At 58.1% G+C, this 25,483-nt stretch carries 28 protein-coding genes and 1 pseudogene; 14 read left to right on the top strand and 15 right to left on the bottom strand.

What is annotated here, in order from left to right:
* Positions 1-36: 36 nt before the first annotated feature.
* Complete coding sequence (locus AC13CN_RS10195) at positions 37-906, top strand: ABC transporter substrate-binding protein (RefSeq protein WP_483053127.1); 870 nt, start codon at positions 37-39, stop codon at positions 904-906.
* 17 nt (positions 907-923) lie between these two features.
* Positions 924-1,094, top strand: a pseudogene (locus AC13CN_RS10190) (magnesium chelatase domain-containing protein); the annotation flags it as partial.
* Positions 1,095-1,106: 12 nt separating this feature from the next.
* Here the strand turns inward: AC13CN_RS10190 and AC13CN_RS10185 are convergent.
* Together AC13CN_RS10185 and AC13CN_RS10180 are read right to left on the bottom strand one after the other, a co-directional pair.
* Positions 1,107-1,604 carry a type II toxin-antitoxin system YhaV family toxin gene (locus AC13CN_RS10185; RefSeq protein ID WP_044629886.1) on the bottom strand — a complete coding sequence of 166 codons (498 nt, stop codon included), beginning with the start codon at positions 1,602-1,604 and terminating at the stop codon, positions 1,107-1,109.
* On the bottom strand, positions 1,601-1,936 hold the full coding sequence (locus AC13CN_RS10180) for a type II toxin-antitoxin system PrlF family antitoxin (RefSeq protein ID WP_054640759.1): 336 nt from the start codon (positions 1,934-1,936) through the stop codon (positions 1,601-1,603). Before AC13CN_RS10180 ends, AC13CN_RS10185 begins: the two co-directional genes overlap by 4 nt.
* Before the next feature lie 199 nt (positions 1,937-2,135).
* Between AC13CN_RS10180 and AC13CN_RS10175 the strand changes: the two genes are divergently transcribed.
* Positions 2,136-3,644, top strand: a complete 1,509-nt coding sequence (locus AC13CN_RS10175; RefSeq protein ID WP_253556760.1) for a YifB family Mg chelatase-like AAA ATPase — start codon at positions 2,136-2,138, stop codon at positions 3,642-3,644.
* Positions 3,645-3,653: 9 nt separating this feature from the next.
* On the opposite strand, the gene AC13CN_RS10170 is transcribed toward AC13CN_RS10175, so the two are convergent.
* The gene (locus tag AC13CN_RS10170) at positions 3,654-4,238 is read right to left on the bottom strand and encodes an NADPH-dependent FMN reductase (RefSeq protein WP_054644904.1); all 585 of its coding nucleotides are present in this window, start codon (positions 4,236-4,238) and stop codon (positions 3,654-3,656) included.
* A 218-nt stretch (positions 4,239-4,456) separates the two neighbouring features.
* Here AC13CN_RS10170 and AC13CN_RS10165 point away from each other — a divergent pair, with 218 nt between their 5' ends.
* Entirely contained in the window at positions 4,457-5,770 is a 1,314-nt protein-coding gene (locus AC13CN_RS10165; protein ID WP_089674681.1) for an esterase-like activity of phytase family protein, read from the top strand.
* A 106-nt stretch (positions 5,771-5,876) separates the two neighbouring features.
* On the opposite strand, the gene AC13CN_RS10160 is transcribed toward AC13CN_RS10165, so the two are convergent.
* Positions 5,877-6,860, bottom strand: coding sequence for an alpha/beta hydrolase (locus AC13CN_RS10160; RefSeq protein ID WP_273682185.1), 984 nt, complete (start codon positions 6,858-6,860; stop codon positions 5,877-5,879).
* Between the two features lie 219 nt (positions 6,861-7,079).
* Between AC13CN_RS10160 and AC13CN_RS10155 the strand changes: the two genes are divergently transcribed.
* The 3 genes from AC13CN_RS10155 to AC13CN_RS10145 all read left to right on the top strand — a co-directional run bounded on the left by AC13CN_RS10155 (position 7,080) and on the right by AC13CN_RS10145 (position 10,263).
* Positions 7,080-9,254, top strand: a complete 2,175-nt coding sequence (locus tag AC13CN_RS10155; RefSeq protein ID WP_062373074.1) for a malate synthase G — start codon at positions 7,080-7,082, stop codon at positions 9,252-9,254.
* 246 nt (positions 9,255-9,500) lie between these two features.
* A complete protein-coding gene (locus AC13CN_RS10150) occupies positions 9,501-9,917 on the top strand; it encodes a PaaI family thioesterase (protein ID WP_054640757.1) in 417 nt (138 codons plus the stop codon).
* 196 nt (positions 9,918-10,113) lie between these two features.
* Complete coding sequence (locus AC13CN_RS10145; protein ID WP_483053144.1) at positions 10,114-10,263, top strand: EAL domain-containing protein; 150 nt, start codon at positions 10,114-10,116, stop codon at positions 10,261-10,263.
* Here AC13CN_RS10145 and AC13CN_RS10140 read toward each other — a convergent pair.
* Positions 10,250-10,690 carry a DUF411 domain-containing protein gene (locus AC13CN_RS10140; protein WP_054640755.1) on the bottom strand — a complete coding sequence of 147 codons (441 nt, stop codon included), beginning with the start codon at positions 10,688-10,690 and terminating at the stop codon, positions 10,250-10,252. The genes AC13CN_RS10145 and AC13CN_RS10140 overlap by 14 nt on opposite strands.
* Before the next feature lie 163 nt (positions 10,691-10,853).
* Between AC13CN_RS10140 and AC13CN_RS10135 the strand changes: the two genes are divergently transcribed.
* Positions 10,854-11,609, top strand: coding sequence for a glutaredoxin (locus AC13CN_RS10135; protein WP_074211279.1), 756 nt, complete (start codon positions 10,854-10,856; stop codon positions 11,607-11,609).
* Positions 11,610-11,615: 6 nt separating this feature from the next.
* On the opposite strand, the gene AC13CN_RS10130 is transcribed toward AC13CN_RS10135, so the two are convergent.
* Positions 11,616-11,996, bottom strand: a complete 381-nt coding sequence (locus AC13CN_RS10130; RefSeq protein ID WP_054640754.1) for a DUF423 domain-containing protein — start codon at positions 11,994-11,996, stop codon at positions 11,616-11,618.
* 141 nt (positions 11,997-12,137) lie between these two features.
* Here AC13CN_RS10130 and thiS point away from each other — a divergent pair, with 141 nt between their 5' ends.
* The 3 genes from thiS to trmB are packed head-to-tail and all read left to right on the top strand — an operon-like array spanning position 12,138 to position 13,943.
* Positions 12,138-12,359, top strand: coding sequence for a sulfur carrier protein ThiS (gene thiS, locus AC13CN_RS10125; RefSeq protein ID WP_044629870.1), 222 nt, complete (start codon positions 12,138-12,140; stop codon positions 12,357-12,359).
* A gap of 27 nt (positions 12,360-12,386) precedes the next feature.
* Positions 12,387-13,181 carry a thiazole synthase gene (locus AC13CN_RS10120; protein WP_062359228.1) on the top strand — a complete coding sequence of 265 codons (795 nt, stop codon included), beginning with the start codon at positions 12,387-12,389 and terminating at the stop codon, positions 13,179-13,181.
* Between the two features lie 12 nt (positions 13,182-13,193).
* Positions 13,194-13,943, top strand: coding sequence for a tRNA (guanosine(46)-N7)-methyltransferase TrmB (gene trmB, locus AC13CN_RS10115; RefSeq protein ID WP_054640753.1), 750 nt, complete (start codon positions 13,194-13,196; stop codon positions 13,941-13,943).
* Positions 13,944-13,946: 3 nt separating this feature from the next.
* On the opposite strand, the gene AC13CN_RS10110 is transcribed toward trmB, so the two are convergent.
* A complete protein-coding gene (locus tag AC13CN_RS10110; protein ID WP_054640752.1) occupies positions 13,947-14,549 on the bottom strand; it encodes a glutathione S-transferase family protein in 603 nt (200 codons plus the stop codon).
* 369 nt (positions 14,550-14,918) lie between these two features.
* Positions 14,919-15,833, bottom strand: coding sequence for an AEC family transporter (locus AC13CN_RS10105; protein ID WP_253556766.1), 915 nt, complete (start codon positions 15,831-15,833; stop codon positions 14,919-14,921).
* Between the two features lie 122 nt (positions 15,834-15,955).
* Here AC13CN_RS10105 and AC13CN_RS10100 point away from each other — a divergent pair, with 122 nt between their 5' ends.
* Entirely contained in the window at positions 15,956-16,459 is a 504-nt protein-coding gene (locus AC13CN_RS10100; protein ID WP_062373046.1) for a hypothetical protein, read from the top strand.
* A 4-nt stretch (positions 16,460-16,463) separates the two neighbouring features.
* Positions 16,464-17,075: an SCO family protein gene (locus AC13CN_RS10095; protein WP_074211278.1), complete on the top strand. Its 612-nt coding sequence runs from the start codon at positions 16,464-16,466 to the stop codon at positions 17,073-17,075.
* A 39-nt stretch (positions 17,076-17,114) separates the two neighbouring features.
* On the opposite strand, the gene AC13CN_RS10090 is transcribed toward AC13CN_RS10095, so the two are convergent.
* The 7 genes from AC13CN_RS10090 to AC13CN_RS10060 form a co-directional block, all read right to left on the bottom strand.
* On the bottom strand, positions 17,115-18,182 hold the full coding sequence (locus AC13CN_RS10090) for an alpha/beta hydrolase family protein (protein ID WP_483053126.1): 1,068 nt from the start codon (positions 18,180-18,182) through the stop codon (positions 17,115-17,117).
* Positions 18,183-18,185: 3 nt separating this feature from the next.
* Positions 18,186-18,866, bottom strand: a complete 681-nt coding sequence (gene bamJ, locus AC13CN_RS10085; protein ID WP_054640749.1) for a BamJ family beta-barrel-assembly machinery protein — start codon at positions 18,864-18,866, stop codon at positions 18,186-18,188.
* A 151-nt stretch (positions 18,867-19,017) separates the two neighbouring features.
* The gene (locus AC13CN_RS10080; protein WP_054640748.1) at positions 19,018-19,461 is read right to left on the bottom strand and encodes a universal stress protein; all 444 of its coding nucleotides are present in this window, start codon (positions 19,459-19,461) and stop codon (positions 19,018-19,020) included.
* 21 nt (positions 19,462-19,482) lie between these two features.
* A complete protein-coding gene (locus AC13CN_RS10075; protein WP_044629862.1) occupies positions 19,483-20,766 on the bottom strand; it encodes a TRAP transporter large permease in 1,284 nt (427 codons plus the stop codon).
* Positions 20,767-20,794: 28 nt separating this feature from the next.
* Complete coding sequence (locus tag AC13CN_RS10070) at positions 20,795-21,373, bottom strand: TRAP transporter small permease (RefSeq protein WP_044629861.1); 579 nt, start codon at positions 21,371-21,373, stop codon at positions 20,795-20,797.
* Between the two features lie 309 nt (positions 21,374-21,682).
* On the bottom strand, positions 21,683-22,732 hold the full coding sequence (locus tag AC13CN_RS10065) for a TRAP transporter substrate-binding protein (protein ID WP_054644906.1): 1,050 nt from the start codon (positions 22,730-22,732) through the stop codon (positions 21,683-21,685).
* Positions 22,733-22,931: 199 nt separating this feature from the next.
* Positions 22,932-23,504: a TIGR02444 family protein gene (locus AC13CN_RS10060; RefSeq protein WP_474789781.1), complete on the bottom strand. Its 573-nt coding sequence runs from the start codon at positions 23,502-23,504 to the stop codon at positions 22,932-22,934.
* Positions 23,505-23,533: 29 nt separating this feature from the next.
* On the opposite strand from AC13CN_RS10060, the gene AC13CN_RS10055 reads away from it, so the two are divergent.
* Complete coding sequence (locus AC13CN_RS10055; RefSeq protein WP_062359234.1) at positions 23,534-25,480, top strand: ABC-F family ATP-binding cassette domain-containing protein; 1,947 nt, start codon at positions 23,534-23,536, stop codon at positions 25,478-25,480.
* The last annotated feature ends 3 nt before the right edge of the window (positions 25,481-25,483 follow it).

Raw genomic sequence — 25,483 nt, 5'->3', positions numbered from 1 at the left:
GTTTAAATAAAGCGCTTATTGCTAGGTACTAACCACATGCGCTGTTTCCCCAAACTGCTTACCCTAGCCCGCCGCAGCCTGCTTGCGGCGGGCCTGCTGCTGTCTACCGCCAGCCACGCCCAGTGGGCCACCATCGACTGGACCATTGCCGAGACGTTGCTGGCCATCAATGCCCCCGTGAGCGGCATTGCACAGCAGCCCGCCTACCACGACTGGGTGGGCGAGCCGCGCATTCCCGAGCATGTGATGGATATTGGCCTGCGCACCCAGCCCAACTTCGAGCTGCTGGCCCAATCGCCTCCCGAGCAAACGCTGCTCTCGCCTATGTTTACCGGGTTAATTCCCCGGTTGGAGAAAATCGCCCCGGTAGCCACCTTCGCCCTCTACTCACCGGGCGCGGAGACATGGCAGGAGATGCAGGGCCTCACCCGCCAACTGGGCGAGCTGACCGACCGCAACGCCGAAGCCGAGGCGCTGATTGAGAGCACCGAACAGCTGATGGCCGAGCTGCGCCGCCAGCACAGCGACTCGCCCCCACTGCTGATGGTGCAGTTTATGGATGCCCGCCATGTGCGGGTATTTGGCGAGAACAGCCTCTACAACGCCGTTCTAGAGCAGCTTGAGCTGCCCAACGCCTGGGATCAGCCCACCAACGCCTGGGGGTTTTCACTGGCCGGTATTGAAGCGCTAGCACGCTACCCCGATGCCACGCTGGTCATCGTCGACCCACTCCCCGCAGGCGTGGAAGAGCAGTTGGAAGGGAGCGGCCTCTGGCAGCACTTACCCAACGTGCAAAACGGCCGACTGCTGCGCCTGCCGCCAGTTTGGAGCTTTGGCGCTCTCCCCTCCGCCCAGCGCTTTGCCCGTGAACTCACCAGCGCGTTGAATGCCCATTATGCTGAGTAGCGCTCAACGCTTGAGATAAAGTAGACTTAGCCAGCGGCTTACCGGGATTAACCCTGATGGACTTGCCAGAAACCGCCGTGAAAGAGAGCCGCGAACGGGTGCGCAGTGCCTTGATCAACGCGGGCTTTGACTTCCCCAACACCAAGCGCATTACCCTCAACCTCGCCCCGGCGGATCTCCCCAAAGAGATCTAGTGTGAATTAGTTATCGTTGTTATCTGCCGCTAAAAGTAAATGAATTCGTTCAACTTCGCTCATTGAGGCTTTCTGTAAGGCTTTCCAGCTATCCGGTGGGTTGCCACTGCTGAGCATTTTCTGAAAGACAGAATAAGCATCATGTTTACTGCCGTAAGCGCGTTTTGTAGCGTCATCATTGACCCATACATAAATAATGATTTTGCTCGCAGCATCGTAGCGAAAGAACAGCCGGTACTGCTGGTAGAACTTTGCTCGTTGCCAATGAGTGTGCTCTGTGCCAAGCGTGTTCCCTTGGCGGTATTGAGTGCCTGATGGATCCTGCGGAATATCATTCAAGGCCAGCTTCATGATCGCTGCAAGGCGCTTGGTGGCCGCCTTGTTGCGATATCCGGCAGGATCTTTCGATTGAAGATGTCTCACCTTCAAGGTGAGTGCTTCGACTTGTTCCAAGAACAACGGATGGGCATAAATCGTCCACCCATTAACCTCCAGAGGCTTCATTCGTCGTCATCATCCTCTTCCAGCGCCTCTTCGAGGTCTACCTCAATACCTGCGGTAAGCCGTTCGGCCTCGGCAAAGCTACTGGCAGTCACCGGGCGAATATTTTCCGGATGCGCCAGAAGATCGCGCTCTAGAAAATTGAGGAAGTTGACCATCACAGGGTCGGGCTTTGCCTCATCACTCGCCCGGGTAAGCACCACTTCTCCATCAGGACGAACGGTATAATGGATACGGTCTCGGCGCTTCAGCTTTAGCGCCCGGCGAATCGATGCCGGAACAGTCGTTTGATAGCGATCCGTCAGAGTTGAGTCGTCTTCGATAAGCGTGCTCACTGTCGCTCTCCGCCTGATAGCAATGCAAAGGTAATGCATACAAAGTTAATGCAAGCGCATTACCTTGTCAAGCCGTCTCCGCTACTTGAACCAGTTGCTTAAGCGCTACCAAAGCCTTCTTAATTACGTTAGGTTAAATACTTAAGCTAATGTATCTTTATCCTACATTGGAGTAAGTGACAACAGCAGAGGAAAGGCGATGACGCTAGCCATTGTGGCCACGCGGGCAGGCGTGGGGTTGGAAGCACCGGCGGTGCATGTAGAGGTTCATTTAGCCAACGGTTTGCCGGGGTTAACCCTGGTGGGCTTGCCGGAAACCGCCGTGAAAGAGAGCCGCGAACGGGTGCGCAGCGCCTTGATCAACGCGGGCTTCGATTTCCCCAACACCAAGCGCATTACCCTCAACCTCGCCCCGGCGGACCTGCCCAAAGAGGGTGGCCGTTTCGATTTGCCGATTGCGCTGGGCATCCTCGCGGCCTCGGGCCAAATCCCGGTGGATGCGCTGGAAGGCATGGAGTGCGCAGGCGAGCTGGCCTTGGATGGCAAGCTGCGGGCGGTACCCGGTGTGCTGCCGTTTGCGCTGGCCACCCGGCGCGCCAACAAAGCGCTGATCGTGCCCCGCGCCTGCGCCGATGAAGCCGCCCTGGCGGGCGATTTGCCGGTGCTGCCCGCCGACTCTCTCTGGCAAGTGGTGGCTCACTTACTGGGCCAGGAGAAAATTCCGCCCCACCAGCTCTCCGCCTCCGTCAAATCTACCGCCCCCATGGCGGACTTAGCCGACGTGCGCGGCCAGCATCAGGCCCGCCGGGCGTTAGAGGTCGCTGCCGCAGGAGGCCATAACCTATTGCTCGCAGGCCCACCCGGCACCGGAAAAACCATGCTCGCCAGCCGCTTGCCCGGCATTCTGCCGCCGCTTTCCGAGGACGACGCCCTGGAGGTGGCGGCGGTGCGTTCGGTATGTGGCTTGCCACTGGAAGCCGACTGGGGCCAACGGCCCTTCCGCCAACCCCACCACAGCGCTAGCGCCGCCGCACTGGTCGGCGGCGGCTCCAAACCCAAACCGGGTGAAATATCGCTTGCGCACCACGGCGTGCTGTTTTTGGATGAGCTGCCAGAGTTCTCCCGCAACGTACTGGAGGTCCTTCGGCAACCCCTAGAAACAGGGGAAATTCATCTGTCTCGCGCCAGCCATGAGCGCCGATATCCCGCTCAATTTCAGCTCGTTGCCGCGATGAACCCTTGCCCCTGCGGGCACCTGGGCGACCCACGCCAACGCTGCCAGTGCAGTGCCAGCCAAATTCAGCGCTATCAGGCACGCCTCTCTGGCCCGCTGTTGGATCGTATTGATCTGCAAGTGGAAGTGCCCGCGCTGCCCCCGGAGCAGCTCACCGCACAAACCCAGGGCGAGCCCTCCAGCGCGGTGCGCGAGCGAGTGATGGCGGCCCGGGAGCGGCAAATGGCTCGGGGCGCGCTCAACAGCCAGCTCAGCGGTAAAGCGCTGGAAGCCGCCTGCGCCCTTAATGATGAAGAGCGCGCCTGGCTGGCAGGCGTGCTGGAAAAGCTCAAGCTCTCCGCCCGCGCCTACCACCGCGTGCTGCGCGTTGCCCTCACCCTGGCCGACCTGCAGGGCGAGCCCAAGCCCTCCCAGCCGCACTTTATCGAAGCCATCGGCTACCGGCAGTTGGATCGGCTATTGAAAGGGGCATAAGCCCCTTCGTCATTGGGCGTGCGTTGCTGCAAGGGCATCGACCAAGCGCTGGCACAGCGCATCCAGCTTTTGCCCCGTGGCGTCATCATGCAGCGCGCCGCTGTCGTTGAAGGCGCTGCCCGCTTTAGGTAGCGAGAGCGGCTGGGGCAGTACGGTGAGGCTCAAGTTGGCCAGCAACTGCTGGCCCAATGGCAGCGCGCGAATACCGCCTAGGCCGCCGGGGGAAGCCGCCACCAGCGCCGCCCACTTACCGGCAAACAGTCCCAAGCCGGGGGTATCGCCGTAGGGGCGCGAGAGCCAGTCCAGGGTGTTTTTCAGCAGCGGCGTGATAAAACCGTTGTACTCCGGCGAAGCGATTAGCAGCGCCTGGTGATCCGCCAAGATTTCACGCAGTTTCAGCACGTTCTCCGGCATTCCTTGGGCTTCGATATCCTCATCGAACAGCGGGCAGGGGTACGCTTTCAAGTCGATGAACGTGGCCTTGCCGCCCAACGCCTCGATGCGCCGGGCGGCTAGCTTGGCAAGCTGTTTATTGAGTGAGCCTTCACGGGCGCTGCCTGCAAATACAAGAACTTTCGCTACCGATGACGCCATTTTCCTCTCCTTCCGTAACGTACTTTAAAGACTCAACCATTTAGCATTTACGCCTGATAGGCAAGGCGTTTTTGGCTTATTAACGGACAGGCTCACGCTGGACACTAACAGCCACTGAAACGTCTGCTGATTGTCACCCAATCGTCACCATTGCCGAGGAGAATCATCGAAAGCTGAACCAGCCCCAACCACTCCTCGTCTAAAATGGTGAGATAGCAATGATAAAGCCAGCATTAGCCACTGCCCTTACTACTCTCTTTGCGCTTACCGGCACGGCAAACGCTCAAGCAGTCTTTCCCGCCACCTTAACCGGTCATGCCCAGCTGCCCGGCAGCACCTTTGTGGCGGCTCCGGCCGGCGCCCCTGAGCACTACAACGTCTCTGGCCGCTTTACCGCCCAAGAGGGACGCGCTGAGCAACTCTACACCACCGTTCAAGCCACGGGGCTAGCGCTTCCGTTCCCCAGCCAGCCACTGCAGGGTTTTTCAGGCATTCGCTCGCTGGGCGATGACCGTTTCTTGGTCTTAACCGATAACGGCTTTGGCTCCAAAGCGAACTCCTCCGACGTCATTCTGATGTTTAACATCATCAAGCCCGACTGGGACACCGGCCGCGTCGCCATCGAAAAGACCGTTCGACTATCGGACCCAAACCGCCGAGTCCCCTTCCCGATTATGAATGAAGCCACGCCAGGTCGTTTTTTAACCGGCGCTGATTTCGATATCGAATCGATACAGCCAGTGGGCGATAACTACTGGATTGGCGATGAATTCGGCCCCTGGATCATCCAGGTCGATAGCGAAGGCGAAGTGCTTCAGGTGCTGGCCACAGACCCCAACGGCACGCCGCTGCGCTCCCCTGACAATGCCTTTGCCCTCACCCCAAATCCCGGCGCACCTCTCGCTGAGGATGTGGTGGTGTTTCGCTCCGGCGGTTATGAGGGCATGGCGCTCTCCGAAGATCAAACGACCCTCTATCCGCTGTTGGAAAAGCCGATCTGGGACAGCACCGCCAATGCCCCGGAAACCATCAATGGCACTCCCGTCTTGAGAATGTTCGAACTCGACACTGACACCGGCGAATGGGGCGACACCACCCGCTATTACCCATTGGAATCAGCGGGTCACGCCATCGGCGATTTCAATCTTATCGGTGGCACCCGCGGCCTAATCATCGAGCGTGATGGTCGCCAGGGCGATCCGCGAGAAGCGTGGGCAGAGAACCCCGCCGAATTCAAACGTATCTATCTCATTGATCTCGAACGTAAGGACGAGCAGGGCGTGCTTGAGAAAATCGCCTATATCGATTTGATGGACATCCAGGATCCAGAGGGCCTTGCGCCGAGAGGCACGATCGACGGCACCTTTAATTTCCCCTTCGTCACCATTGAGAACGTTGATCGCGTCGATGAGCGCACCATCGTAGTCGCCAACGATAATAACTATCCGTTCTCGATTGGACGCCAGCAGGGGCAAGCGGATGATAATGAGCTGATACTGCTCGATGTAGAGGACTTTCTGAACGCCCAGTAAGATGAGTGTGAACATAGGTCGGTGAAGCACGGAATGAATGCTCAGCGGCGTTCATTTCGTGCTCGTAACGTTTAGACAGACCTCTCACCGATATCGTTGACGAAACCTATCGGTGAGCACTCTCGACAACCCCATCGACAAAATTATCCAGCGCTTCAAACAGTACTTCACGGATAGGATCTGCTTCGTTCACCAAGTGGTGGCGCGCCTCCGGGTGGCGGTGAATCTCCGCGTTGGGGAATTTTTCCGCCAGGATGGCCAGGTTCCACTCCCAATCCACGGTGAGGTCCTGCTCGCCCTGCAGAATCAGCGTGGGCAGCGGGTTGGGCTCAAGCGCTAACAGGCGCGGCATCCAACGGCGCATGGCCGTGATCCAGGCCACGCTCAAGCGCTCGGGCTGTAGCGGGTCCTGGTCGCGTAGAAAGGCGGTGAACGCTTCATCGGTGGAGTTGGGACGATACTTGCGCGGCAGCTCTTTGACAAAGGGGCTGGCGATTAAATGCAGCCAGCTGGCTTGGCTCCAGCGCCAGGGGCGCACCAGCGGGGCCAGCAGCACAATGCCAGCCCAGCCGGCCGTGTCGCGACGGGTGAGCGCATCGGTGGCGAGAATCGCCGCGCCGGTGCTTTGGCCAACGCCCAGCCACGGTTCCGGTGCCATGCCGAGAGTTTGCAGCGTCTCTTGCAGGTGCGCCAAGCAGTGCTGGTAGTCATCGAAGTCCTCAATTTCCGCCCGGGGGCCGCTGGAAAGCCCGTGGCCGGGCAAATCCCACAGCACCACGCGCCAGCCTTTGGCCAGCAGGCAACTGAGCAGGTGGCGGTACAGGCCCAAATGATCGAAATAGCCATGAATGACAAAGGCGGTGCCGGTAGGCTCGGGGGGACTCCACACTTGGCACCACAGCGCGAACCGTCCGGTATCGACGAATCCAGCATGCACTTCGCTAGTGTCGTTGAGCAGCGCCTCTAAGCCGTAGTGGCGAAAGTAGTCATGCACAGCGTCCGTTAGCGCGTCGCCTGGCGTCAAGCGGGAGAGCGACGACTCCCCTTGCGCCTGCCGAAACAGGTCTTCCAAGTGCTGGAAATTATGCATTGACATCTCTCCGTGAACACCACACTTCCATGGGCTGAGTAACAGCACAAAATAACAGCGGCGGTGCCGCCCGCTCTTATCATTTGGTCGAGCATTTTAACGCTTTAGGGTCTACGCTGTTTACATGCCAACGCAGGTGTGGAAGTATTTTCCATAAATCACCCTTCACCCGAACCGTGGCACTCAAACCAACCACGGGCACCTTCACAGGAGAACCCCATGAGCGAGCGTATCACGCGTCACCGTTTACAGGTGGCAGCCGACCTAGATCGTTTCATCAACGAGCAGGCTCTGCCGGGCACCGGCGTCGACGAAAGCGCCTTCTGGGCCGGTGTCGATGCTCTATTTCACGATTTGACCCCGAAAAACCGCCAGCTGCTCGAAGAGCGCGACACGCTGCAAGAGAAACTGGACGCTTGGCACCGTGAAAACCCCGGCCCGGTCAGCGACATGCCCGCCTACCGCAGCTTCCTGAAAGAAGTGGGTTACTTGGTAGACGCGCCAAATAGCGTGAAAGCCACCACGGCCAATGTTGACCGCGAAGTCGCCACGCAAGCAGGCCCGCAGCTGGTGGTGCCGGTGAGCAACGCCCGCTACGCCCTGAACGCGGCCAACGCCCGCTGGGGCAGCCTGTACGACGCGCTGTATGGCACCGACGCCATCTCCGAAGAGGACGGCGCGGAAAAAGGCACCAGCTTCAACCCGAAACGCGGCGAAAAAGTCATCGCTTACGCCCGTGGCGTGCTGGACCGTGCCGCCCCGCTGGCCACTGGCTCGCACCGGGATGCCGTGAAGTACACCATCCGCGACGGCCACTTGGTCGTCAGTCTGGAAGGCGGCCGTGAAACCGGCCTAAAAGACTCCGGTAAGCTGATTGGTTTTAACGGTGATGCTTCCGCCCCCGAATCGATTCTGCTGGCCAACAACGGCCTGCACCTGGAAATCCAGATCGACGCCAGCCACCCCATCGGCAAGACCGACCCGGCACACGTCAAAGACGTCGTGGTTGAAGCCGCGCTGACCGCCATCATGGATTGCGAAGACTCCGTTGCGGCGGTGGATTCTGAAGATAAAGTCGGTGTGTACAGCAACTGGCTCGGCCTGATGAAGGGTGACCTGGAAGAGACCATCGAGAAAGGCGGCAAAACCTTCACCCGTAAGCTGCACGCCGACCGCACTTGGCAAACCACTGACGGCAACACCGTCACGCTACCGGGCCGTTCGCTGATGTTCGTGCGCAACGTGGGTCATCTGATGACCACCCCGGCGATTCTGGACGAAAACGGCAACGAGCTGCCGGAAGGCATTCTGGACGCGGTGGTGACTTCGCTGCTGGCCCTGCACGACCTGAAAAAAGATGCCGACCAGCCGCGCAACTCCCGTGCAGGCTCGGTGTATATCGTCAAGCCGAAGATGCACGGCCCTAAAGAAGTCGCCTTCGCTAACGAGCTGTTTGGCCGCGTGGAAGACATTCTCGGCATGAGCCGTGACACCCTGAAAATGGGCATCATGGACGAAGAGCGTCGCACCACGGTCAACCTCAAGGCATGTATTGCCGAAGCGACCTCGCGCGTGGTATTCATCAACACCGGCTTCCTGGACCGCACCGGCGATGAGATGCACACCGCCATGGAAGCCGGCCCGATGGTGCGCAAGGGTGACATGAAGAGCGCTGCGTGGATCACCGCCTACGAGAAGAACAACGTGCAGGTCGGTTTGGCCTGTGGCCTGCGTGGCCGCGCCCAGATCGGTAAAGGCATGTGGGCCATGCCCGATTTGATGCACAGCATGCTGGAGCAGAAGATTGGCCACCCGAAAGCCGGTGCCAACACCGCGTGGGTACCTTCCCCCACAGCGGCGACCCTGCACGCGCTACACTACCACCAAGTAAACGTGAACGACGTTCAGCGCGAGCTGGAAGCCCAGGGCGAGCCGGACTTCCTGGATGACCTGCTCACCGTGCCGGTAGCGGAAAACCCCAACTGGTCGGATGAAGAGATTCAGCAAGAGCTGGATAACAACTGCCAGGGTATTCTGGGTTACGTGGTGCGCTGGGTTGAACACGGCGTCGGCTGCTCCAAGGTGCCGGATATTCACAACGTTGGCCTGATGGAAGACCGTGCCACGCTGCGTATCTCAAGCCAGCACATTGCCAACTGGCTGCACCACGGCATCGTTGATGCACCCCGCGTTGAGGAAACCCTCAAGCGTATGGCGAAAGTAGTTGACGAGCAGAACGCTGGCGACCCCACTTACACCGCCATGAGCGCCGATTTTGAAGGCTCTACCGCCTTTAAAGCGGCCTCAGACCTCATCTTCAAGGGCCGTGAACAGCCTTCTGGCTACACCGAACCGCTCCTGCACGCGTGGCGTCAGGTGCATAAGGCTAAGTAAGCCCAATCGCTTAATAGCCACCCAGCCCTAAGGCTCGCGCCTTGGGGCTTTTTTATTTATGCTAGCCTTACGTTGACGTAAAAGAAACACACAGCAAGCTACGCGACAATTTAATGCGCTGGCAGTAGGTTGCCGAGAGGGTCTTATGCCAAGGATGGCATAAGTAGCGCCCAGGGATGGGTTCACAGCGCCCTCTTGGCGACCTACTGGCAGCAGATCCCCAGCCTGTCAGAGTGAATAACAACAATGACCGTGATGACCGCCGAGCAGATTGAGCACTTTTTAGATGAAGTCTTTCCCCAGCGGATGGGCAAGATAGTGAGCGTTGGAGAGATGTGCGCCACCATGCGCCTACACATTGGCCATGAGCACCTGCGCCCTGGCCCCCGCGTGTCAGGCCCTACCATGATGGGCTTTGCGGATGTGGCGCTGTACGTGGCGATACTCGCCCAAATAGGCCCCGAAGCGATGGCCGTGACCAGCGATTTAAACTGCCACTTTCTACGCGCAGCCTCCGGCGATCACGATATTATCGCCCACGCCAAGCTGATTAAGCTGGGCCGCCGCCTGGCGGTGGGCGAAGTACAGATTTTCTCCGCCAGCGATGACACGCGCCCCGTGGTGCATGTCACCGCCAGCTATGCGCTGCCGGATAAACTCTAGGCAGCCGAACAGCGCGGTCGTTCACGCTTTAACGCGCTCAACTCACTTTGGGGAGCTGGTCGATCAGCCGATCCAGCGTCATCGGGTAGTCCCGTACGCGAATACCGGTGGCGTTAAGGAAACGCTGCACAAACCCCGCCACAGCCACCTGGCAGCCGCCACCATTATCGCCCTAGCAGAGAGCCTAGGGCTTGATGTGATTGCCGAGGGTGTGGAAACTGCCGACCAGTGCACGGTGCTGGTTCGCTTAGGATGCCATGTGTATCAAGGCTACTATTTTGGCAAGCCAGCACCCGCAGCAGAGTTTGCGCGACGCAACGGCGCTTCTTCGCCTACAGCGTCATAAACGGCTGGGCGTCTTGATCGCTGAATAGGTAAACGTTGTAAGGCTCGCTTTGGGGCCCAGGCATGCCCGGTGTGCCAATTGGCATACCGGCTAAGCCGATGCCATCGACATCCGGTTGCTGTTCAAACAGTGCCTCAACCGCTTCCATCGGCACGTGCCCTTCGATCCAGTAGTTGCCTATCTCGATGGTGTGGCACGAGCCCATGCCGTAAGGCACGCCCGCCTGCTGCTTAATATCACCCAGCTCGACGTCATCGATGATGGTGACGTCTACGCCAAGTTCTTCAAGATGACGCGCATACTCATCGCAGCAGCCACATTGAGGGTTCTTATACAGCGTCGCCTCATCCGGCAGCGCGGCGTGGGCGGTCGCAGCGCCGAACATCAAAGCACCGGATACCAGCAGCGCAGTGGCATGTCGTTTCATATCGCTCTCCTATGACACCGTTTTTTGCAAAGCTTACCACCTTGGGGCTACCCACAGGTCAAGGACCAGACAACGGTCTTTCCCTCTCATTTGACCTATGGGCGGCACTGGTGTTCTACGCTAAAGGCTGGACGTTGATCGTAAGACGACAAGGAGGCTGATGATGGCAGCAACGACCCACCACACCGCACAGGTGTATCGGATGAAAACCGCCGAGCACATGTGCCCGTTCGGCTTGAAGGCCGTCGACCTGCTCAAACGCAAAGGCTACGCGGTGGATGACCACACCCTCACCTCTCGTGAGGAGATCGACGCGTTCAAGGCGCGAGAAGATGTCGATACCACGCCGCAGGTGTATATCGATGGGGAGCGTATCGGCGGCTACGAAGAGCTGCGTGAGCATCTAGGGATGAGCGTTCCCAATGCCAAAGAGACTACCTACCGCCCGGTGCTGGCCATTTTTGCCATCGCGCTATTGATAGGCCTGGCGATGAGCTGGACGACCCAGGGCACGCTGCTCACGGCGCGCATGCCAGAGTTTGCCGTAGCGACCGCGATGGTGCTGCTGGGCCTGCAGAAGCTGCAGGATATCGAAAGCTTCAGCACCATGTTTCTCAACTACGACCTGCTCGCCCAGCGCTACGTGCCCTATAGCTACGTTTACCCCTACGCCGAAACCGCCGCCGGGCTGTTGATGCTGGCTGGTACACTGATTTGGGTAGCCGCGCCGCTGGCGCTATTCGTCGGCACCGTGGGCGCGGTATCAGTCTTCAAAGCGGTTTACATCGATAAGCGCGAACTCAAGTGCGCCTGCGTGGGTGGCAACAGCAACGTACCGCTCGGCTTTGTGTCGCTCACCGAAAACCTGGTGATGATCGGCATGGGCCTGTGGATGCCGCTGCGCATGCTACTGGGCTAGCATCGATTAAGAGCGGCTTAGCAGCGCCGTGACGCCCAGGGCCAGCCAACCGGCCATCAGCAGCAGCCCGCCGATCGGCGTCACGATACCTACGCTCAACCCGGCCAGCGCCATCAGGTAGAGCGAACCAGCAAAGGCCAGCACACCTAACGCCCATAAGGCGAGTACGACCTGCTGACCGGGGAGCGGACGTTGGCTGCGCCAAGCAAGCACCGCCAGCATGGCCAGCGTGTGCCACGCTTGGTAGCGCACGCCGGTTTCTACGATATCTACCATGGCAGCGCTGGTGCGTGCCGAGAGCCCATGGGCCGCGTAAGCCCCCAGCATCACCATGGTTGCCCCTAAAAGCGCCACCACACACCACCACAGCTTGTCGATTCGCTGCACGCCTGACTCCTTTTCACCTATGTTGGCGGCGCATCGCCACCCCGTTAATCATGAGATATTCACCCCGCTGCATACCTTGCACGGGTCGAAACCGCTACAATAGAGGCCGTTTTGCCTCATCCACCAGGGTGCTTACTGTTTATGCCTACCCCCAATGAGTCGATACAGCTTACGCTCAACGGCGAACCCTACGCCATGACCGCAGGCCTCACCGCTGCCGACTTGGTCGAGCAGCTTGGCCTGGGCGGGCGTCGTATCGCTGTCGAAATCAACGAACAGATTGTGCCTAAGAGCCAACTGGCCGCGACCCCGCTGGCCGCAGGCGACCAGATCGAAGTGGTCCACGCCATTGGCGGCGGCTAGCTGCCGGTGCTTTTTCAAGGAATCGCTATGACGCAACTGACTGATACACCGTTCACCATTGCCGGACGTGATTTTAGCTCCCGCCTGTTAGTGGGTACCGGCAAGTACAAAGACTTTACCGAAACCGGTGCTGCCATTGCCCAGAGCGGTGCCGAAATCGTCACCTTTGCCGTGCGCCGTACCAACCTTGGCCAGGATGCCGATGCGCCGAACCTGCTCGACGTCATCTCGCCCAAGCAGTACACCCTGCTGCCCAATACCGCTGGCTGCTACAACGCCAAAGATGCCGTGCGCACCTGCCGCTTGGCCCGCGAACTGCTGGACGGCCACAACCTCGTCAAGCTGGAAGTGCTCGGCGACGATCACACGCTCTACCCCAACGTGGTCGAGACGCTCAAAGCGGCCGAGACCCTGCTGGCCGACGGTTTCGACGTGATGGTATACACCAGCGATGACCCGATTGTGGCACGCGAGCTGGAAGCCATGGGCTGCTGCGCCATCATGCCGCTGGGCTCATTGATTGGCTCGGGCCACGGCATTCAAAACCCGCATAATGTCCGCCTGATCGTGGAGCAGAGCAGCGTGCCGGTCCTGGTGGATGCAGGCATTGGTACGGCCTCCGATGCCGCTATGGCCATGGAGCTTGGCTGCGACGGCGTGCTGCTCAACAGCGCCATTGCCCACGCCCGCGATCCGCTGCGCATGGCCAACGCCATGAAGCTCGCCGTCGAGGCTGGCCGCGATGCGTTCTTGGCAGGCCGCATGCCGCGCCGCCAAAATGCCGATCCCTCTTCGCCTTTTGCAGGCCGAATCAACGGCTGATACAGAGACACCATGACCGATACGAACGACACCGCGCCCGAGAGCAACACCACTGGCCCCGAAAGTGCCGATGCGCCGCTGCACCGCCGCGGCATTAAAAGCTATGTGATTCGCGCCGGGCGCATGACCCAAGCCCAACAACGCGGCCTGGAAGACGTATGGCCGCGCCTGGGGCTGACCATTGCCGATGGCCGCCAGGATTTAGACGCCCTGTTCGGTCGCCAAGCCCCCCGCGTGGTGGAAATTGGCTTTGGTATGGGCAACTCGCTGATCGAGCAGGCCGAAACTCATCCCGATACCGACTTTATCGGCATCGAAGTGCACGCCCCCGGCGTTGGCAAACTGCTCGATGAAGTGGATAAACGCGGCCTGACCAACCTGCGCGTTTACCGGGAAGACGCCCTGGCAGTACTGGAGCAGTGTCTGCCCGAAGGCTCGCTGACTACGCTGCAGCTATTCTTCCCCGACCCGTGGCCGAAAAAGAAGCACCATAAGCGGCGCATCGTGCAGCCTGCGTTCGTGGAGCTGATTCGCACACGCCTCAAGCCCGGCGGCACGTTCCACATGGCCACCGACTGGGAAGCCTACGCCGAGTGGATGGCGGAAGTGATGGACGCCGCCCCCGGCTACGCTAACACCGCCACCGCCGAGACGTCGCCCTACGTGCCCCGCCCGGCCTTCCGCCCGCTCACCAAGTTTGAGGCCCGCGGCGAAAAGCTCGGCCACGGCGTCTGGGATCTGATTTACCGGCGGGAAGCGTAACGCTTACTCAAACGCCGTTAGCGCAAAGCTGTCGCACTCGGTCACCTTGGCAAACCACGCCTGCAGCCGTGGAAAGCGGTTCGGCCAATCAAAGGCCGGTAAGCGAAAGCTGAGGTAAGCCAGGGCAACAGCGACCACAATCGCCCCTAGCGTGCACTGGGTATGGCCAGCCAGCACGCTAGGGTGCGCTTCCAGCGTCACCAGTGTGCGCTCAATCGCTTTTAACCGCCGGTTTCCTAACAGCGTCTCATCCACGTCTGGCCCACCATGCTTGCGGCCAATCACCACGTTAAACGCCGCCTCCATCAAGCCCTGCCCCAGCCCCGCCAACGCCAGGGTTTCCGCTAAACCATCCGCTGGTAGCAGCTTCGCGCCTTCGCCCACGGCATCCAGATAGTGGGCAATCAGTAGCGACTCTGTCAGCACCTCGCCGCCTTCCGTCACCAGCGTCGGAATACGACTCAGCGGGGTAATCTTTAAAAGCTCGCTATCCGCCGCCCAGGGGTCGCACCAGCAGAGCTCTGTGCGCTCCATTAGCTCTTTTTCATACAGGCATACCCGCACGACACGGGCGTAAGGTGAAGAAGTATTGAGATAAAGCTGCATGGTGGACTCCCCTCAGGTGACGAAAACGTATCGTAAACCACTCGATGCGGCCTGCCGCTACCACTTTTGAGGTAGGCCACCGACGTCAACGCACAACCCATGGGAAAAAGTTTGCCCTGCAGCCCATCAACAGGGCATGAAGGGCTGAGTGGTATTTATAGGAAGGCATAAAAAAAGAAAGCCGCTCCAAAGGAGCGGCAAAAGACCGTGACTAGCAATGAGAGGGAGAAACCATGACAGGGTACCGGCGCTGAACTGCCTAGTCGCTGTCGTGGTTGCCAGCGGCTCATCAAACGCTGACAAACACAATATAATCATTCTCATTTACCCCGTCAACACAAATGCGAATACTTTTTATTTATTTTTATATCAGCTGACTAATTTGAGCCAAAACGGCAGCGTCAGCATGGCAAGCAGTGTTTGCCCGGTGATAATGGCCGCCATTAATTCCGCATCGCCGCCCAGCTGGCGGGCAAGGATGTATGCCGAGGTGGCCGTGGGTAGCGCAGCAAACAGCAGCGCGACGTTCCGGCTGACGGGGTCGAGCCCCAGTAGCCACGCTAACAGCAGTACACATGCTGGCATGCACAGTAGCTTAATGGCGTTAGTAGCAATCACCCCTCGGTCAATACGCAGCAGCGCCATAGGCTTAAGCGCGACCCCCACGGCCACCAGTCCCAGCGGTAGTGCTGCGCGTCCCAGTAACGTGACGGTATCTTCGCTCCAGCCGGGCAGGCCAACGCCGCTAAGATTCAGCCCAATCCCTGCCAAGCAAGCCAAAATCAGCGGATTTTTCGCCAGCGCTAGCGCGCTTTTACCTAGGCTTGCGCGACCCAGCGTGCCCGCCGCCACAAAGCTGGCCACGCACATAACGTTCACCACGGGCACCATCAGCGCCACGGCGACCGCAGCCGTTGTGGCCCCCAACGGGCCGTGCAGCGCGGCGGCCCCCGCTACGCCCACATAGGTATTAAAGCGCACGGCACCTTGAAACACCGAGGTGAATGCCGCCGGGCTGAGCTGTAACCAGGCTCGAAAATGCCACAGCACAAGGCCAAACAGCGCCATTGCCCCCAGCAATGCCAGCGCCAACCGGCCAACGGGCACTTGGCTCACATCGGCTGTCGCCAGCGTGCCCACCAGCATGGCAGGGAACAGCACAAAATAGATAAACCGCTCCATTTGCGCCCAAAAATCGAGATGAGGCCAGCGCCCATACCCCATGGCGGCACCCAATAAAATCAATAAAAACAGCGGTCCTAGTGCTCCGGTAATGCTCTCCATTGTTCTTCCTTATTAAGTGCGACATCCCAGCACAGCGACATCTGCGGGATAGCTGTTACCATGAAACGCATACCATGTAATAAATTTCCCCGCCTTATGGCCTGCGTAGCGACTATTCTGCCATGAAGAATTTGCCTAAACCTGTCGATGTTACGGGTTTTCCAGCGCTAAAAGTGCTTATCCTGGTGACTGGCCTCGCGCTGGCCGCGTGCACATGGTACGTGTTCGCTAACTGGCTTCGCGCCGATAGCGATATCGTGTGGTTCTCTCCTAGCGGCGAATGCAACTTGCATATGACTCCCTGTTCGACAACGCTGGGGGACAGAGGCCGTCTTACGTTAGCCATTGATGCCGATGGCCGTATCGAGGCGCTTGAAGTGCTGCCCTTGGATGTCGAGGTGGAGGGCATCACCCCCAGCCAAGTGACGGTGGATTTTGTTGGCCGCGATATGGATATGGGGTTAAACCGCTTTGCGCTTACCACCACTGCGCCCGGACACTTTCATGGCCAGGGCCAAGTGGGCGTTTGCACGCAAGAGGTGATGCCGTGGCGCGCTAGGGTTATTCTGGAGACGCCTGACGGTAAGCTGGGTAGCTGGTTCGATTTCGATGTTAAAAGGAGTTAAGCGCATGGCAGCCTCCATAAAATGCAAGCCGCTTTGGCTTGGCCTAGCCCTGTTAGGCGTGCTAGTGGTGGCGGCCACCCTGGGCCTTTACCAGCTAGGCGTCGGCCAGGAGAGCGACGAACCGCAGGGCGGCCCTATCGCAATGCCCTCTACCCTGGGTGACGTCTCCCTTACCCAGCTAGGCGATAATGAAATCGCTATTGTCTCCTTTGGCTATACCTATACCTACTGCCCTGATGTCTGCCCCATGAATCAGGCGGTGAAACGTCAGGCGCTGGCCCAACTGAGCGATGCCCAGCGAGAGCGAGTTGTGCCTGTCATGATTACGGTCGACCCAGAGCGCGATACGCTCGACCGGATGAGCGAATATATGCAATTCTTCGGCAGTGAGTTTATCGGCTTAGTGGGAAGCCAAGAGCAGCTTACCGATGTGGCTGAGCGTTACGGGGTGATTTGGCGGCGGGTAGAAGCGCCGGAATCGGCCATGGCGTATACCATCGACCACAGCGCTTCGCTGTTTTTGGTCAACCGTGAAGGGGAAATATTGCAGCGGGTGCTCTACTCTCCAACGCCCCACGGGTTAGTATCGGCGCTGGAAAGCGAACTTGGCAGCTAACGCTAAAAGGGGACCCTCAATAAGTTAGCTGCCATGTAGTTACTCAGCCGTTGCGGCTTGGTTAGCAGTTGCCGATTGTAGATGATCCAACATCGCCATCAGCGCCTGTGTCTGGGTGCCATCGCGAGTATCGTGCAGCGGATTGATCTGCCACGTACTCTCAGCAAAGCCCCACCAGTCCCAGCACGCTTGCGGGTTGGCCATGCTGCTCTCTGCCTGTGGGTAAAGTACCACCTGACCATGCTCCGCCGCCCAGCGGTTTAAGCCGCTGTAGCGAACAAAGGTGTCGTCGATGGCCTCCGCGTTCATCTGACAGCCGTGCAGCGCCACCGTTACCGGGCAACCGCCCGCCTCACATGCCTCTGGTACGAACACATAACCGGTATCGGCAAAGCCCTTCGCTGCAAAGTCGGACTGGTCAAAAGCTAACAGCTCGCCTTTGCTGGCGTTCGTCTCACGCTCGGGATAGAGCCAAGCCATCATCTCACCGGCCACGTCTTCTCCACACGCCAGCACATGACTGCCGCCGCCGTTGCGACAATCGCCCAAAGACTGCGGGTCAATAGGGGCGTCTTTTGGCATCGCTACCGGCCAGCCGTGCCCGGTGTTTGCCCGCTGAACGTAGCGCAGTTGCTGCTCAGGGCTTTCCAGCCAGCCTTGCCACTGCTGAGCCAGCAGATCTCCTAACGCAGGCGACACCGTCTCGTCCGCATCGCCATGCCACACAAAAGCGCGTAGCTGGCTTAGCGCGTCTTGGCTGCCTACTTGGTCTAATGAAAGATAGCGCTCACGCCGCTGTTCCAGTTCATCCAGCGATGGGAGCCCGCGGCGTGTCATCATGCACTGGTTCAGGGCTAGGCTTAATGCCCCTTGAGCGCACCCCCATGGGCCTGCGGCTAGCATGCCCACACCGCTAAAGCGCTCAGGCCAAGCAACTGCCAACTGAGAGGCCATATAGCCGCCAGAAGAGACTCCTACCACGCTGGCTTGGTCGTTAGCAGCACCCAGCGCAGGTAGGCCGGGTGCCTCTTCCTCGGCGTGGGCAACGGCGCTGCCCAACAGAATAAGCGCAGCCATGAGACGGCGCTGATGAACGGCTATGCCCATGGCTTATTCAATGCCTAGCAGTTCAACGCGGAACGTGAGCATTTCATTCGGGCCAATGGGGCCTTGGCCGCGTTCGCCATACGCAAGATCAGCAGGAATATAGAGCATCCAGCTATCGCCAACGCTCATCAGTTGCAGGGCTTCTTGCCAGCCTTCGATCACTTGGTTGACCTGGAAGCTAACCGACTCACCGCGCTCGAAGGAACTATCAAATACGGTACCGTCGAGCAGCATGCCTTCGTAGTTCACCTCTACGGTGTCTTCTGCGCCGGGCGTTGCGCCGTCGCCAGACTCAAGCACTTCGTACTGCAAGCCAGACTCGGTTACTTCGACTTCATCCCGCTCAGCGTTTTCTGCCAGGAAGTCTTGTCCTTCTTCAAGATTCGTCTGCGCCAGCTCGGCGGCTTGCTGTTCACGCGCCTCCATTGAACTCTCTTGGAAAGCCATTAGCGCTTCCATCATCTCTTCTTCGTTCATCGCCAGCTCGTTGCCATCGAAGACATCGCGCATACCGTCGGTGAACGCATCAATATCGAGGTCTTCAATATCTGCCTGCATGCTTTCGCCCAGCGTAACACCCAGGCTGTAAGCCAAGCGCTGCTCGTCGGTTTCCGGGGCGGCGGCGGCAAACGGCGCTACCAGCAGAAGGCCAGTCAGCGCGGTAGAAGAGAGTAGTGCTTTCATGGAAAAAACCTTATCCAGCGGCGCAGTGCGCCATATGTTTTTGGGTGCCTCAAAGACTAACACCCGCCGCTTCAGGCTGCATTACCTGAAACGGCGGGTGTTAGTCAGACCACAATGATGCGTAGAGGTTTAGCCAGTGCTACCGCGTACGTTACACCACCAGCGTTGGGCAGTGGGCGGCACCGGCAACACGCTGGGACACACTGCCCAGCAGCAGATTTTTCTCACCGTTCGTGCCCTGAGCGCCAATCACAATCAGGTCGCACTCCCGTTTACGGGCAAAGCGTACAATTGTGCGGGAGGGTCGTCCTCCTTTCACAAAGGCACGTACTCGCATGCTATCCGCCCCTAACTCAATGGCGTGGGACTTAGCGTGCACAGCAATTTCCGTGGCGTACTCTTTGAGCGCATCATCGGGGATATCCAGCCTATTGGGGCGCACCATAGAGAGCGACGCTTCCAATAGGCTGTGGTGCTTAAATACGCACAGCAGGTACAGCTCTGCACCAGTGAGCATATGCAGGCCAACGGCCTTCTCTAGCGCTTTGATGGCCCCCTTGGAGCCATCGACTGGAACCAAAATGCGATTAAACATCCGCGTTCTCCTTGTGACTGCTTAACGGAAGGCAACATCACGCAGGAACAGCGCAATTTGCGGGAACATAATCAGCAGCGCCGCCGCCAAAATCAGCATAAAGATAAACGGTGGCGTGCCTTTGATCACCTCCCAGTAGGGGCGCTTAAAGATTGCAATAGCGGTAAAGATATCGCAGCCAAACGGTGGCGTTGCCGAACCTATCGCCACCTGCAAGGTAATCAGAATACCCACCAACACGGGGTCTAGCCCGGTGGCCGCAATCGCCGGTGCAAAGATAGGCGTCAGCACCAGAATAACCACGATAGGGTCAACGAACATACAGGCCACAAAGAACGAAATACAGATAGCGATCAGTACACCCGTTGGCCCGGCGTCATTCACGCCCACGGCCTCCAGGATAGCCTGGGGTATCTGCGCAAAAGAGATAATCCAGGAGAACCCATTGCCTACGGCCACCAGGATAAATACCACGGCGGTAATCAGGCCAGTGGATTTGGCGATGGCGTAGATATCGCGCATTTTCAGCGAGCGGAACACCACAAACTCTAACAGCACCGCGTACAGCACACAGGCTGCCGCCGCTTCGGTGGGGCTAAAGATACCGCCGTAAATACCACCCACGATAATCACCGGGAAACCCAGCGGCCAGAGCGCTTTTTGCACGGCGGTGGCCCGCTCTTTCCAACTGGCGCGCTCTTCGGTAGGAACATCTTTTACGATGGCATAAACGATGCAGTAGGCAGAGAACATAAACAGTATTAACAGGCCCGGCCCAATCCCGGCGATAAACAGCTCGCCAATCGAGGTACCGGAAATCACCCCATAAATAATCATGCCGATGCTGGGTGGGATCAAAAAGGCAATGTCACTGGCATTAATAATCAGCGCCAGCGTAAAGGGATCAGAGTAGCCCGCCTTTAACATCTTCGGACGCAGCGGAGACCCCACAGCCACCACGGTGGCCTGGGTCGAACCCGATACCGCCCCAAACAGCGTACAAGAAGCGGCAGTACTCACCGCCAGCCCACCTTTAATATGGCCAATAAACGACATCACCATATCAATCAGGCGGTTCGCGGATTGCCCACGAGTCATAATATCGGCGGCCAGAATAAACATCGGTACGGCGATCAGCGAGGCAGGGCGAATGCCCGCCATCATCTGCTGAATCAGCGTATCCATTTGGCCAAAGCCGTTAAACATCATATAGAAGCCAATCACCGCGGCGGTGATCAGCGGGATCATCATTGGAAAGCCCAGCAGCAGCAGGGCAATCATGGTGACTACCATTATCGTCGTCATAGCGTTCCCCTAGGGTGCAATCCCTGCTTTACACTTCTGTTTCGGTATCTTTGTAGCCGTCCACAACCCCAGTCGAGAGATACACGTCTCGGGTGGTCAGGTTTTTAATCGCGGTCAGCATGTACTGAATCCCGGTAATCAAAAAGCCCATGGGCACCCAGATATAAATAATCCATACCGGCAAACCTAGCGACGGCAGCACGCGCCCTTTGCTATACAGGTCGAGGATGTACACCACCGAGTAATAAAGTAGGAAAAACATCACCAGCGAGGTGAGGAACGCAATGCCGATCATCAATACTTTACGGCCACCCACCGGCAGCGCATCGTAAATCGCCGACATCCGAATATGACGACCGTGGCGGGCAGCGTAACCAATGCCCGCAAAGGTAATCATGATAATCAAGATACGGTTCAGCTCACCTGAGAACATAATGCTATTGCCGAATACAAAGCGGGCAATCACGTTGGTGACCGTATTCAGCGCCATTAGCAAAACCCCCATCGCCAGTATCACTGACTCGATTTTGCTAATTGCAGTGTCGATCACTCCCAAAAACCCGGGCAAACCGGACCGGTAGCTCTTTTCGGACTCTTCTTCCGTCATGGCCGTTCTCCTTTAAACGCAGCGTGGTCGCTTGCTATCTCAGCGTAGCGACCCTCCCGTCACTGACCACCGAACGGAGTATGTTCGGCCTTGCTTCATTTTGTAGCGTAACGGGTAATGACTCTTTTCGCTTCAACGCTGGATGTACGTAGATTTTTCTGTGTTACGCCGCCGAGGTACACATTTTTTCGTGGTGGGGCGAGCTGCGCCGATGAACCCACTCACCTGCAGGGCGCTTTGGCAACAAAAAAGGGGCAGCGCTGGCTGCCCCTTATGACGTTACTTGATTAACGTAAAAGCGCTAACCCATTAGGAGTCGCTGTTAACGGCTTCAAGGTCCGCCTTGAACTGCTGCAACAGCTCTTCACCGCGATCGCCCGTCATTTCGAGAAACACTTCCTCAACCTGCGGCGCACGATCACGGAACGCTTGGATCTGCTCTTCGTTCAGACGCGTGACGGTGACTTCATCAGACGCTTCCTGAATCTTGGCGAGTGCTTCGTCGGCCAGACCTTTGATGTGCTCAATGGTGTGGTCGTAAGCCGCGTTGGAGGCTTCCTGCACCAGCTCTTTATCTTCGTCAGACAGGCCTTCGTAGAAGTCCTGATTGGCCATCATGGCAGTGGTAAACCAGCCATGGCCGGTAAAGGTCAGGTGCGGAGATACTTCATACAGACCGCCGGACTCGATCCAGAAAATCGGGTTTTCCTGACCATCGATAATACCGGTCTGCAGGCCACCGTAAACTTCACCCCAGGGCAGCGGCGTCGGCGTCGCACCAAAGGCGTCGTAGGTTTCCGACAGCAGCGGGTTGGTCATGGTACGGATTTTCTTATTATCCATATCTTCCGGCGAGCTGATCGGCTCGTCGGTAGTGACTACCATTTCACCCTCTGGGTACATCTTCAGCAGCTCAAGTCCCTGTTCCGCATAAAGCTCCGGGAACATTTCATTGATCGCTTTACTCTCGTCGAAGAATGTTAGAACGGTCTCTTCGTCGGTCGGCAGCAGGTAAGGAATAAAGAAGATCTGGGCTTCTGGAATCAGTGCACCAGTAAAACCAGGCGACTGGTTAACAAACTGGAGAATGCCGTTCTGAGTCTGCTCCATGATGTCATCAGACTCACCCAGCTCACCAAAACGGTAAACTTGTACAGAGTGATCGGAGTTCTCTTCGATGTACTCTTTAAACGCGTAAGCGAACACATCCTGCACGTCGCCTTCGTACTCTTCGTGGGCATAACGCCAGTTATCCGCCTGGGCAGTGGCGCTTAGGCCCAACAGCAGAGCACCTACGCTTGCCGTAGTGATTAATTTGGTGGTAACGGAACGAGTTGAAACTAATTTGCTTGCCTTCATGCAGAGTTCCCCTAGCAGTGGTAAGCGCGCCGTACGAGAGCGCCAGAATCTAATTTTTGTCTATCCCTAGCAGCGTTGCGTTTATGCTCAGCCGCTAACACGCAGAAACGTCATTCGTAACTTTGTATGCATTGCTGTGGGTTAGCGGGCGAAATAAGCGCTGCCAACGCGGGTTGATCAAAAACAGCTTAAATTCAGGCTAGCGTGGTGGATCACAGCGGTCAAGCTGGCTTGTCAGGGCCATTAGTGCCGTTTGTGTGTTTTCGCGTACGCGTGACGCTTGCGGCGAACGGTTGTCAAGCGGTGCCGAAAACAGCGTATCTTGCAGCCACTGTGCAACATTGTGCTGGCTTATGTCGCTTTTTGTTAACCGGACTTCCTCCACCGAAGAGCGCAGTGCCCACTGCTGCCAACGTTGAAGGTTTTCACGCTCAGACTGCAGTTCCGCCTTTTGTAAGGTGGCACGCAGCGCCTTAATGTCATCGTTATGAGCAGCTTGAGGCTTTAATGTTCGGCGCAATTCGCGCAACGTTGCGGTGACCCGCTGCTGCCAACGGTAGCGCTCTTCCCGTATGGCCTTTAGCGGGCCAGATTCGGCGGCTAATCCGTGCTGATACAGCCAGCAGTGAAACAGTAACTCACACACATCCACGCCAGCCTCATCTTGCAAGGTGAGACAGGCTTGCTCTACGCCAGGCTTTGCATAAAGCGCTAAGGCAAAATCCCATAGCGGCCTCTGCTGCAAGCGCTGCAATCGGTTAGAATCGCGCATTGGTTTACCCACTTTTTTCGGGAGAAAACATGATCGCACTGCGCCAAGTCGCCCTGCAACGGGGCACGCAAACGCTCCTAGAAAGCGCCGACCTTACGCTACATAACGGCGTGAAGGCCGGCATTATTGGGGCCAACGGTGCCGGTAAGTCGAGCCTGTTTAAACTCCTATTGGGCGAGCTGGGGCCCGATCAGGGGGATGTAGAGATGAGCGGCGGCCAGCGAATTGCCCACATGGCCCAGGAAGTGGAGGCGCTGGATCGCCCCATTGTAGAGTATGTATTAGACGGCGATTACGCCTTACGCCAAGCCGAAGCCGACCTGCTTGCCGCCCGCGAAGCCGATAACGCGCATCGAGAAGCCGAACTCCACGGGCTAATCGAAACCCTAGATGGTTACACGGCAGAATCACGGGCATCACAGCTGCTGGTCGGGCTGGGTTTTGTGCAGGCGGACCTTAAGCGACCTCTATCGGACTTTTCCGGCGGTTGGCGAATGCGGGTAAATCTTGCCCGGACGCTGTTTATGCCTTCCGACTTGTTGCTGCTGGATGAGCCGACCAACCACCTGGACCTAGACGCCCTGCTTTGGCTGGAGCAGTGGCTCACTCGCTACCCCGGCACGCTGCTGCTGATTTCTCACGACCGCGACTTTCTGGATGCTGTGTGCGATCACATTGTGCATATGCATCACCAAACGCTAGAGCTTTACCGGGGCAACTACTCTCGCTTTGAGCGCACGCGGGCCGAAAAGCTCGCGCTGCAACAGGCTGAAGCGGCCAAGCAGCAGGCCCGCCGTGAAGAGATTGAACGTTTTATTGCCCGCTTTCGCGCTCAGGCAACAAAAGCCAAGCAGGCGCAAAGCCGGGTAAAAATGCTAGAACGCATGGGGGATATCGCCGTCGCCCACACGGACTCCCCTTTCCACTTCACCTTGCCTGCCGCTGATAAAACGTCGCACCCGCTGCTGGTGCTGGACCAAGCCACCCTTGGCTATCGCGGCGAAGCGGGCGATATCGCTCAGTTAGAGAAGGTCAACATTACGCTACTCCCCGGGAGCCGTATCGGCTTATTAGGTCCGAACGGTGCGGGTAAATCGACCCTGATCAAGTCACTCACGGGCGAGCTTGAGCTGTTAGAAGGCAAACGCGTACCCGGTGAACATTTAGCCATTGGTTATTTTGCTCAGCATCAGTTAGAAAGCCTGGACGTGACCACCACGCCCTTTGTGCATGTACAACGCCTCTCTCCCACAGCAAGTGATCAAGAAATTCGCAACTTCCTAGGTGGCTTTGGCTTCAAAGGCGATGACGCCTTTGGCGAGGTGGCCACTTACTCTGGCGGTGAGAAAGCACGCCTGGCACTTGCACTCGTGGCCTGGCAAAAGCCCAACCTGCTGCTGCTCGATGAGCCCACTAACCACTTGGATCTGGAAATGCGCGAAGCGTTGACCGAGGCACTGGCAAGCTTTGAGGGCACAGTCATCCTGGTCTCGCACGACCGACACCTATTGCGTGCCACGGTGGATGAGTTTTGGCGGGTGGCCGACCACCGGGTTGAACCCTTCGACGGCGACTTGGAGGATTACCGGGCTTGGCTTAAGGCGCGGTTGGAAGAGAACCGCCGCGACGCCCGTAGCGAAAAGAGCGAACGCCAGAGCCAACAGCCCAGCGGCGACCGTAAAGCCGCCCGCAAAGCAGCAGCGGAGCTGCGCGAAAAGCTGCGCCCACTGAAAAAAGAGCGCGACCAGGCGGAAAAGAGCATGGAAAAAGCGCAGCAGGCACTTGAGGAAGTAGAAGCGGTACTCGCCGACCCCGAGCTCTACACCGACAGCACCCGCAAGGCAGAGCTGACCCAAGCACTCGCCAAGCAGGCGGAGATTAAAGCGCGCCTGGATGCCGCCGAGCAGACATGGCTCGCCGCAGAAGAGGCGTTAGAGGCCATGGAAGCCGAGCTACTGGCCAGCGAAAACGCCTGATCA

Source organism: Vreelandella sp. L-25, from assembly GCF_056857535.1.
The sequence above is the reverse complement of the archived record's forward strand: the minus strand, read 5'-3'. Positions and strand labels throughout refer to the sequence as shown.

Excerpts from the sequence above, each read along its gene's own strand:
- trmB (WP_054640753.1), top strand. The coding sequence starts at position 13,194 with ATGACCGATACGAACGACACCGCGCCCGAGAGCAACACCACTGGCCCC.
- AC13CN_RS10150 (WP_054640757.1), top strand. The coding sequence starts at position 9,501 with ATGACCGTGATGACCGCCGAGCAGATTGAGCACTTTTTAGATGAAGTC.
- AC13CN_RS10140 (WP_054640755.1), bottom strand. The coding sequence starts at position 10,690 with ATGAAACGACATGCCACTGCGCTGCTGGTATCCGGTGCTTTGATGTTC.
- AC13CN_RS10110 (WP_054640752.1), bottom strand. The coding sequence starts at position 14,549 with ATGCAGCTTTATCTCAATACTTCTTCACCTTACGCCCGTGTCGTGCGG.
- AC13CN_RS10135 (WP_074211279.1), top strand. The coding sequence starts at position 10,854 with ATGGCAGCAACGACCCACCACACCGCACAGGTGTATCGGATGAAAACC.
- AC13CN_RS10175 (WP_253556760.1), top strand. The coding sequence starts at position 2,136 with ATGACGCTAGCCATTGTGGCCACGCGGGCAGGCGTGGGGTTGGAAGCA.
- AC13CN_RS10165 (WP_089674681.1), top strand. The coding sequence starts at position 4,457 with ATGATAAAGCCAGCATTAGCCACTGCCCTTACTACTCTCTTTGCGCTT.
- AC13CN_RS10170 (WP_054644904.1), bottom strand. The coding sequence starts at position 4,238 with ATGGCGTCATCGGTAGCGAAAGTTCTTGTATTTGCAGGCAGCGCCCGT.
- AC13CN_RS10070 (WP_044629861.1), bottom strand. The coding sequence starts at position 21,373 with ATGACGGAAGAAGAGTCCGAAAAGAGCTACCGGTCCGGTTTGCCCGGG.
- AC13CN_RS10105 (WP_253556766.1), bottom strand. The coding sequence starts at position 15,833 with ATGGAGAGCATTACCGGAGCACTAGGACCGCTGTTTTTATTGATTTTA.
- AC13CN_RS10155 (WP_062373074.1), top strand. The coding sequence starts at position 7,080 with ATGAGCGAGCGTATCACGCGTCACCGTTTACAGGTGGCAGCCGACCTA.
- AC13CN_RS10160 (WP_273682185.1), bottom strand. The coding sequence starts at position 6,860 with ATGCATAATTTCCAGCACTTGGAAGACCTGTTTCGGCAGGCGCAAGGG.
- AC13CN_RS10120 (WP_062359228.1), top strand. The coding sequence starts at position 12,387 with ATGACGCAACTGACTGATACACCGTTCACCATTGCCGGACGTGATTTT.
- AC13CN_RS10100 (WP_062373046.1), top strand. The coding sequence starts at position 15,956 with ATGAAGAATTTGCCTAAACCTGTCGATGTTACGGGTTTTCCAGCGCTA.
- AC13CN_RS10055 (WP_062359234.1), top strand. The coding sequence starts at position 23,534 with ATGATCGCACTGCGCCAAGTCGCCCTGCAACGGGGCACGCAAACGCTC.
- AC13CN_RS10080 (WP_054640748.1), bottom strand. The coding sequence starts at position 19,461 with ATGTTTAATCGCATTTTGGTTCCAGTCGATGGCTCCAAGGGGGCCATC.
- bamJ (WP_054640749.1), bottom strand. The coding sequence starts at position 18,866 with ATGAAAGCACTACTCTCTTCTACCGCGCTGACTGGCCTTCTGCTGGTA.
- AC13CN_RS10195 (WP_483053127.1), top strand. The coding sequence starts at position 37 with ATGCGCTGTTTCCCCAAACTGCTTACCCTAGCCCGCCGCAGCCTGCTT.
- AC13CN_RS10090 (WP_483053126.1), bottom strand. The coding sequence starts at position 18,182 with ATGGGCATAGCCGTTCATCAGCGCCGTCTCATGGCTGCGCTTATTCTG.
- AC13CN_RS10075 (WP_044629862.1), bottom strand. The coding sequence starts at position 20,766 with ATGACGACGATAATGGTAGTCACCATGATTGCCCTGCTGCTGCTGGGC.
- AC13CN_RS10060 (WP_474789781.1), bottom strand. The coding sequence starts at position 23,504 with ATGCGCGATTCTAACCGATTGCAGCGCTTGCAGCAGAGGCCGCTATGG.
- AC13CN_RS10095 (WP_074211278.1), top strand. The coding sequence starts at position 16,464 with ATGGCAGCCTCCATAAAATGCAAGCCGCTTTGGCTTGGCCTAGCCCTG.
- AC13CN_RS10065 (WP_054644906.1), bottom strand. The coding sequence starts at position 22,732 with ATGAAGGCAAGCAAATTAGTTTCAACTCGTTCCGTTACCACCAAATTA.
- AC13CN_RS10185 (WP_044629886.1), bottom strand. The coding sequence starts at position 1,604 with ATGAAGCCTCTGGAGGTTAATGGGTGGACGATTTATGCCCATCCGTTG.
- thiS (WP_044629870.1), top strand. The coding sequence starts at position 12,138 with ATGCCTACCCCCAATGAGTCGATACAGCTTACGCTCAACGGCGAACCC.